The organism is Actinophytocola sp. (assembly GCF_035942955.1).
GTDB lineage: Bacteria > Actinomycetota > Actinomycetes > Mycobacteriales > Pseudonocardiaceae > DASYTH01.
Map to the genome: position 1 here is coordinate 20,943 of NZ_DASZCQ010000023.1, position 8,371 is coordinate 29,313.

An 8,371-nucleotide genomic window follows, 5' to 3' on the forward strand; every position below is an offset into this window, starting at 1 on the left:
TTGAGTCCCTACGTTCTCAATCTCACACCTCAGGCGCAGCCGCGGTCGCGCGTTCGTAAGGGCCCTCAATCCGACAACTTCGCCGCTGTCCGGGCAATTCTGGCGAAGTCCGCGACCGTCAGCTGCTCGCCCCTGGCCCGCGGATCGATCCCGGCGGCGTCCAGTACCGCTCCAGCCCGAGTTGAGCCGCCCGCCCAGGAGGCCAGTGCCGCCCGCAGCGTCTTTCTGCGCTGCGCGAACGCGGCGTCCACCAGATCGAAGACGGCCCCGCGGTCGGCGTCCGACGGCGGCTCCCGGCGCCGGAGCAGGACCAGCGCCGAGTCGACGTTGGGCACCGGCCAGAACACCGACCTGGGCACCGTCGCCACCCGGCGCACCTCGGCGTACCACGCCGCCTTCACGCTCGGCACCCCGTACACCCGGCTGCCCGGCGCCGCCGCCATCCGGTCGGCCACCTCCGCCTGCACCATCACCAGCCCGCTGGTCAGCGTCGGCAACTCCGCCAGCAGGTGCAGCACCACCGGCACCGCAACGTTGTACGGCAGGTTCGCCACGAGTGCCGTCGGCGCCTCGGGCAGCTCCGCCGAGCTGGTCCGCAGCGCGTCGCCCCGGATGACCGTCAGCCGCTCCGCCAGCTCCGGCGCCCGCTCGCCGACGGTGACCGGAAGCCGCCGCGCCAGCACCGGATCGATCTCGACGGCCAGCACCGCCCGGCACCGGGGTAGCAGCCCGAGCGTGAGCGACCCCAGCCCCGGCCCGACCTCGAGCACGACGTCGTCGGCCCCGACCCCGGCGGCCGCCACGATCCGCCGCACGGTGTTCGGATCGATGACGAAGTTCTGCCCGAGCCGCTTCGTCGGCCGCAATCCCAGCTCGGCCGCGATCCGCCGCACCTCCCCCGATCCGAGCAACGGAACACCACCCGCTTCATGATCGCCCCGCCGCCACTACTCCTACCCATCCCCACCGCTCCTCGGGGGGCACCCCCGCAGCCAGTCTACCGGCGGAAACGCCGGGAGTTGGGGGATGGCGGCGGGGTGTGGACAGGTGGGTCGGGTGTGGATGGGGAGCGTGGATGGAGCGGTCGGGCGGGGGGATTGTCGGGGAATTGTGCTATGTGGGCAGGCCGAGCTTGCGGGCGCAGGCGGGCCAGGCGCCGTAGCCGCCGCGGCGGTCGCGGACCAGGGTGGCGATGGCGATCTGCTCCTCGCGGGTGGCCTGGTGCGGATAGGCGGCGTACTGGGTGCCGCCGTTGGACTGCCAGGTGCTCAGGTTGAACTGCAGGCCGCCGTAGTACCCGTTGCCGGTGTTGATGGCCCAGTTGCCGCCGGACTCGCACTGGGCGAGCCGGTCCCAGACCTCGCCGTCGGGGATGACGGGGACGGGCGGACGCTTGGTGCCGACGCGGACGATCTTGGGCTTGGCGTCCTTGGTGGTCTTGGCGCCGATCTCCTCGCGGGAGACCTCCTTGCCGTTCTTGATGGTGATCCGGTAGGTGGCGATGCGCTCGCCGGGGGCGCCGGGGTCGACGACGACCTGCTGGCCGCGGTCCAGCTCGGGGTCGTCGATCTTCTGGACGGGCGGGGCGACCTCTTCGGTCTGGTTGATCACGGTAACGCCGTTGCGGGTGATCCGGACCTCGGCGCCCGGGGTGATCTTGATGTCCCCGGCGGGGGTGATGGTGTCCTCGGGGCCGAGGGTGAGCTTGAGCTCGGTGAGCAGCTCGTCGATGGTGACCGCGTTGGTCGTCATGGGCGTGGGCGGGTTGCCGCCGTCGAACAACGTGATGTTCTTCTGCGTCTTGAGCACCAGGGACATGCCTTCCAGCGGCACGGCCGTCTCGGCGCCCGCGGACACCCATGTGCCCTGCGCGGCCAGGTTGAGCTGCTTGAGCGCCTGGCCGACGGTGGTCGCGCGCACCCACAGGTCGCGCTTCTCGCCGTCGATGGTCAGGTGCAGCAGCCGGCCGCGCTGCAGGACGATCTTGCCGCCGTCGCCGATGTCGGCGTTGGGCGACGGGCTCAGCGAGTCGTGCTCGGTGACGTTGAGGCCCTCGTCCTCGAGGACCTCGCCGACGGTCGAGGCGTACGTGTTGACCTCGCGGGTCTGGCCGTCGACGTCGATGGTGACCGACTTGTTCAGCGCGATGGCCGCGGCCCCGCCGCCGATGAGCGTGACCAGGACGGCGGCGATCGTGGACTTGAGGAAGGTCTGCTTCCACCGCTTGGCGACGGTCTGCACGCCGGTGCGCGGCCCGGTGGGAACGAGCGGCTGCCCGTAACGCTGCGGCGACAGCTCGTCCGGGATGACCGGCAGCACCGTGGTCTCGGCGTTGATCAGCCGGATTAGCTCGTCGATGTCGACGTTGGCGGCGGCCATCAAATCGTCGGCGTCCGGGCCGAGGGCCACCCGCACGTCGTGCGGCGTGACGGCGAGGGAGTCCGAGTACTCGGGCGCGGTGGCCTCGTGGTAGTCGGGGAACTCCGAGCGCCAGGCGCGGAAGTCTTCGCTGAGGGTGTCCGTGCTGGTGGCGGTCACCGGGGTGAACCAGTCCGTGTCCGCGAAATGCGAATCGTCGAGCTCGCCGGTTCTGTTGCCAGTCACAGGGTCGAGTACCTCCAGAAGGCCCGAAGGCCGCGCGTGAGCGCAACATTCGCGCTTTCGTCCGTTACAGCGTCCCGAAGCCAGCGACCATCCCTAAGGCTGTCCGGCACGGACAGCCACCCCGACGTGCACTGGCCTGACTGCGGGCTCACCCCGGACCAGTTGCATCCGGGTACGGTCACGGGACAGTAACGGTGCCGGGGACGTCGCGCAAACACCTCCGGGTGTGTCGTGAGTTCCGTCACACCATCGGGGGAGCAAGGGATGTCGGCCATTTGTCGCAATCGACTACCGCTCGGGGCCGTCGACATCACCGGCAGTCACCTCACCCAACCTGAACAGGCGGTCGGCATTCGCTGAGATGGCCGCGGCGAGGTCGGACAGGTCCGCACCCCGCAGCCGCGCCAGGTCCCGGACCGTATACCCGGCGCAGTAGGGCTCGTTCGGCCGCCCCCGGAACGGATGCGGGGTGAGGAACGGGGCGTCGGTCTCGACCAGCAGCGCCTCGATCGGCACCAGCCGCGCCGCCTCGCGCAGCGCCGCCGCGTTGCGGAAGGTGACCGTGCCGGCGAAGGACAGCACGTAGCCGGAGTCCACGCAGCGGCGGGCGATCGCGGCGTCACCGGAGAAGCAGTGAAAGACCACTGTGGACGGTGCGCCCTCCTCGGTCAGGATGCGCAGCACGTCTTCGTGCGCGTCCCGGCAGTGGATCATCAGCGGCTTGCCGATCCGCTTGGCCAGGTCGATGTGCCAGCGGAAGGCCTCCTGCTGGGCGGCCGGCGGCGCGTAGTCCCAGTAGTAGTCCAGCCCGGTCTCGCCGACGCACACCACGCGCGGCCGGCGGGCCAGCCGCTCGATCGTCTCGCGGTCGGCGTCGGAGAACGACGTGGTTCTGGTGGGATGCAACGCGACCGCGGCGAACACCCGATCGTCCCATGTGGACGCCTCGGCCACCCACGCCGCCGAGTCCAGGTCGTCGGCGACCGTGATCACCCGGGTGACGCCGGCCCGCTGCGCTCTATCCACCATTGTGGACACATCGGTGGATAGTTTGGCGCCACAGGCATCCAGATGTGTGTGCGCGTCCACCACCGGTACCGGAAGCGGCTCCGGTACCGGTGGTGGATCACCTTTGCGTTCGGTCACGTGACGATCGGCGCCCACTCCGGACCGACCTCGCCGAGCTTCGGGTCGAGCTTGGCGAACAGCGGCGTGGGTTTGGAGAGTGGACGGTCGACCGCGATCGGCGTGGACTCCCAGCGCGCCTGCTCGGCGGCGTAGTCCCCGGTGAGGATCGGGTTCACCCGGCCGGCGACGTCCAGGTCGTCGACCTCCCGCAGCTCCGGCTGGGCGGCCCAGACCCCGGTGCCGCCCAACAGTTCATGCACCCGCTGCGCGGAGTGCGGCAGGAACGGGGTGAGCAACGTGTTGGCGTCCTGGACCACCTGCAGCGCGGTGTGCAGGACGGTGTCCCGCCGCGCCGGATCGTCCTTGAGCTTCCACGGCTCCTGCTCGGAGATGTACTTGTTGGCCGCGCCGACCACGCGCATCGCCTCGCTGATCGCGGCCCGGAACCGGGACCGCGCCAGGTGTCCGCCGACCGTGTCGAAGGCGTTGCGCGCCAACGACTTCAGCTCCTCGTCGGCCGCCGTCGGGGTGCCCGGCCGGGGGATCGCGCCGACATTCTTGTGCGCCATGGAGATGGCCCGGTTGACCAGGTTCCCCCACTCGTTGGCCAGCTCGAAGTTCACCCTGCGGACGAACTCCTCCCAGGTGAAGTCCACGTCCTGGGTCTCGGGACCGGCCGCGGAGATGAAGTACCGCAACGTGTCCGGGCCGAACTCGGCGAGGAACTCGTGCAGGTAGATCACCGTGCCGCGGGAGGTGGAGAACTTCGACCCGCTCATCGTGAGGAACTCGCTCGAGGCGATCTCGGTGGGCAGGTTCAGCACCCCGTACGGGCCCGGCTGCCCGCCGCGGTCGCCCTGCCCGTTGTGGCCGAGCAGCAGGGCCGGCCAGATCTGCGCGTGAAAGGTGATGTTGTCCTTGCCCATGAAGTGCACGATCTGGGCGTCCGGGTTGTTCCACCACTCCCGCCACGCGTCCGGGTCGCCGGAGCGGCGGGCCCACTCCACGCTCGCCGAGAAGTACCCGATGACCGCGTCGAACCAGACGTAGAACCGCTTGAGCGGCTGGTCGCGCCAGCCGTCCAGCGGGATCGGCACGCCCCAGTCCAGGTCCCTGGTGATCGGCCGCGGCCGCATGTCGTCCACCAGGTTCCTGGTGAAGTTGAGGACGTTGGGCCGCCAGTCGGTCTTGGTGGACAGCCATTTGCCCAGGCTCTCGGTGAACGCGGGCAGGTCGAGGAACAGGTGCTCGGTCTCGACGAACTTCGGCGTCTCCCCGTTGATCCGGGACCGCGGGTTGATCAGGTCGGTGGCGTCGAGCTGGTTGCCGCAGTTGTCGCACTGGTCGCCGCGCGCGCCGTCGTAGCCGCAGATGGGGCAGGTGCCCTCGATGTAGCGGTCCGGCAGCGTGCGCCCGGTCGACGGGCTGACCGCCCCGGTGGTGGTTTTCGGGATGATGTAGCCGTTCCGGTGCATGGCCAGGAACAGCTGCTGGACCACCTGGTAGTGGTTGCCGGTCGTGGTGCGGGTGTAGAGGTCGTAGGTGACCCCGAGCGCGCGCAGGTCCTCGGCGATGACCCGGTGGTACTTGTCGGCGATCTCCCTGGGGGTCAGGTTCTCCTTGTCGGCCTGCACCAGGATCGGCGTGCCGTGCTCGTCGCTGCCCGACACCATGAGCACCCGGCGGCCCGCCATCCGCATGTACCGGGAGAAGACGTCCGAGGGAACACCGATACCGGAGACATGGCCAATGTGGCGGGGACCGTTGGCGTAGGGCCAGGCCACCGCGGTCAGCACGGGATTGCTCATGTCGCCGTAGCCTAGACGGCGGAGCCACGGTGGCTCGCGGCAGTAAAGGCGACCACCGAGCGCGTCCCGGCCGAAGGCACGCGGTCGCGGTGGCAGGGCTCCGGCAACGCCGCACGATTCCATCCCATGCCCTGCCGGCGCGACTGCGTCGCGCGCAAAAAATCGCGAAAAGGGTCGCTACGGTTGACTGGGCGGCGCGATCGAACGGGTTAGGAGGATCCGGTGTCGGCGACGCGGCTGCTGGTGCTGGGGGTCGTGCGCATGCACGGGCAGGCGCACGGCTACCAGGTGCGCCGGGACCTGCTGACCTGGTCGGCGGACAAGTGGGGCAACGTCGCGCCCGGCTCGATCTACCACGCGCTCAAGCAGATGACCAAGGAGGGGCTGCTGGCGCAGGTGGGCATGGAGGGGGCGGCGTCCGGCCCGGAGCGCACCGGTTACCGGCTCACCCCGGACGGCGAGACGGAGTTCCAGCTGCTGCTCGCCCGTTCCCTCACCGCCGCCCCGGACCAGGCCGGCCAGCACAGCCTCTCGGCGGCGATCACGTTCCTCACCGCGCTGCCCCGTCAGCGCGCGATCAGCTTGCTGCGGCACCGGATCACGGTGCTGGAGGGCGAGCGCGCCAACGCGCGGGGCCTGCTGGAGGAGGGCACGGGCTGGGGCCAGCCGGAGCACGTCAGCGAGCTGTACCGGCTCTGGCTGTCGTGCCTCGATGCGATGATCCGGTGGACCGACGATCTGGTCGGCCGGTTGGAGGCCGGGAAGTACGTGATGGCCGACGACTCGCCCGACCACTTCGGCGCGTGCCCGATCGTAATCAAACTTGACTAGCTGGCTAGGATGGGGGCGCTAGTCAAACTTGACTAACAGAGGGGAAGAATATGATCAACGCTCGCGGCCTGGCGCGCACCTTCCGCGCCCGCGGCCGCACGGTCGAAGCGGTCCGCGGCGTGGACCTCGACGTGGCGAAGGGGGAGCTGGTCGGCTTCCTCGGACCCAACGGCGCCGGGAAGACCACCACGCTGCGGATGCTGACCACGTTGCTCGTGCCGACCGCCGGTGAGGCCACCGTGGCGGGCTGCGACCTGCGCACGGACCCCACCGGTGTGCGCAGGCGGATCGGCTACGTCGCCCAGGGCGGCGGAACCACGCCGGAACTGAAGGTCATCGAGGAGCTCGTGCTGCAGGGGCAGTTCTACGGGCTGTCCAAGGCCGACGCCATGCGGCGCGGCAAGGAGCTCATGAGTCGGCTGGACATCGCCGACCTGGACGACCGGCTGACCAAGACGCTGTCCGGCGGGCAGAAGCGCCGGCTGGACATCGCGCTGGGCCTCGTGCACGACCCACGGCTGGTGTTCCTCGACGAGCCGAGCACGGGCCTGGACCCGCAGAGCCGCGCCAACCTGTGGGACCACATCCGCTCGCTGCGCGACGACCACGACACCACGGTGTTCCTCACCACCCATTACCTGGACGAGGCCGACGCGCTGTGCGATCGGATTCTCGTGATCGACCACGGCAAGATCGTCGCCGAGGGCCCGCCGAGCCAGCTCAAGGCGCAGGTCTCCGGCGACGGTGTCGAGGTCGGGGTGCCGGCCGAGCACGTCGCCGCCGCGGCCGAGATCGCCGGCACCCTGCCCGGCGCCCAGGAGGTGTCCACTGTGGACAGCACGGTGCGGTTCCGGGTGCCGCGCGGCGACACGGCGATGCCGGAGCTGCTGCGCGCGCTCGACTCGGCGGGCATCCCCATGACGTCGATGCAGATCCACCGGCCGACCCTGGACGACGTGTTCCTCACGCTCACCGGCCGCACACTGCGCGACGCGGAGCAGGAACCTCCGGTCGAAACCGAGCCCACCAAGGAGAAGGAGCCCGCCGATGTTGCGTGAGATCTGGTTGGTGTTCCGCCGGGACCTCACCGTCTCGATGCGCATCCCGGCGTGGATCTTCATCGGCATCATGCAGCCGATGCTCTACCTGGTGCTGTTCGGCCCGCTGCTGGAGCCGCTGGTGGCCAACACGCCGGGCTTCCCGCCGGGCAACGCCTGGGCGATCCTAACCCCGGCGCTGGTCGTGCAGATGGCGCTGTTCGGCATGTTCGCCGGCTTCGGCATCCTCGCAGAGCTGCGCACCGGCGCCCTGGAACGGATGCGGGTCACCCCGGTGCGCCGGATCGCGCTGCTGCTCGGCAAGGTGGCCAACTACGCGCTGCAGCTCCTGGTGCAGTCGCTGATCATCCTGGTGCTGGCGCTGGTCGCGTTCGATCTGTCCGCGCCGTTCTGGGGCGTGGTGCTCGCCCTGATCATCGCCCTGCTCATGGGGATCACGCTGGCCTCGGCCGGCTACGCGACGGCGCTGCTGCTCAAGAGCGAGGAGGCGTTCATCCCGCTGCTGAACACCATCCTGCTGCCGGTCCTGCTGCTGTCCGGGATCCTCATCCCGATCACCAGCGGGCTCGCCCCCGACTGGCTGTACACGATCTCCCAGATCAACCCGTTCCGGCACATCGTCGACGCCGACCGCTCGGCGTTCCGGGGCGACTACACCATGGACGGCCTGCTCACCGGCAGCATCGTGCTGCTCATAATGGCCGTGCTCGCCGTCTGGTGGGGCGCCCGCACCTTCGCCCGGGAAAACGCCTAGCACCTGTTTCGACACTGCGCTGAGGTCAAACTGCGCTGAGGTCGACCAATCTTTGGCGAGGGCGGCCGCCACACGACGACAAGGGCAGGGGCGAGGAACGAGCCCCTGCCCGCAGGCGTCGTCAGCCAACCACCCACGACACCCAACCACCCACCCCGGCCCGCAACCCACTACGCAACCCGACCCCA

Annotated in this window: 7 protein-coding genes; 3 read left to right on the forward strand and 4 right to left on the reverse strand. The window is 69.8% G+C overall.

Features of this window, described 5'->3' with window-relative positions; translation table 11 throughout:
- Positions 1-65: 65 nt before the first annotated feature.
- From rsmA to metG, 4 genes are all read right to left on the reverse strand, one after another.
- Positions 66-911 (reverse strand): 16S rRNA (adenine(1518)-N(6)/adenine(1519)-N(6))-dimethyltransferase RsmA, encoded by an 846-nt coding sequence (rsmA, locus tag VGX25_RS01755; protein ID WP_326915721.1) that lies wholly within the window; start codon positions 909-911, stop codon positions 66-68.
- Between the two features lie 202 nt (positions 912-1,113).
- Positions 1,114-2,604 carry a transglycosylase family protein gene (locus tag VGX25_RS01760; RefSeq protein WP_326915722.1) on the reverse strand — a complete coding sequence of 497 codons (1,491 nt, stop codon included), beginning with the start codon at positions 2,602-2,604 and terminating at the stop codon, positions 1,114-1,116.
- 288 nt (positions 2,605-2,892) lie between these two features.
- Entirely contained in the window at positions 2,893-3,750 is an 858-nt protein-coding gene (locus tag VGX25_RS01765) for a TatD family hydrolase (RefSeq protein ID WP_326915723.1), read from the reverse strand.
- Positions 3,747-5,540 (reverse strand): methionine--tRNA ligase, encoded by a 1,794-nt coding sequence (gene metG / locus VGX25_RS01770; RefSeq protein WP_326915724.1) that lies wholly within the window; start codon positions 5,538-5,540, stop codon positions 3,747-3,749. The genes VGX25_RS01765 and metG overlap by 4 nt, the downstream gene beginning before the upstream one ends.
- Positions 5,541-5,762: 222 nt before the next feature.
- On the opposite strand from metG, the gene VGX25_RS01775 reads away from it, so the two are divergent.
- From VGX25_RS01775 to VGX25_RS01785, 3 genes are read left to right on the forward strand one after another with little or no spacing between them, the layout of a single operon-like run.
- Entirely contained in the window at positions 5,763-6,371 is a 609-nt protein-coding gene (locus VGX25_RS01775) for a PadR family transcriptional regulator (protein WP_326915725.1), read from the forward strand.
- 50 nt (positions 6,372-6,421) lie between these two features.
- A complete protein-coding gene (locus tag VGX25_RS01780) occupies positions 6,422-7,429 on the forward strand; it encodes an ATP-binding cassette domain-containing protein (protein ID WP_326915726.1) in 1,008 nt (335 codons plus the stop codon).
- Positions 7,419-8,183, forward strand: a complete 765-nt coding sequence (locus VGX25_RS01785) for an ABC transporter permease (RefSeq protein WP_326915727.1) — start codon at positions 7,419-7,421, stop codon at positions 8,181-8,183. Before VGX25_RS01780 ends, VGX25_RS01785 begins: the two co-directional genes overlap by 11 nt.
- The last annotated feature ends 188 nt before the right edge of the window (positions 8,184-8,371 follow it).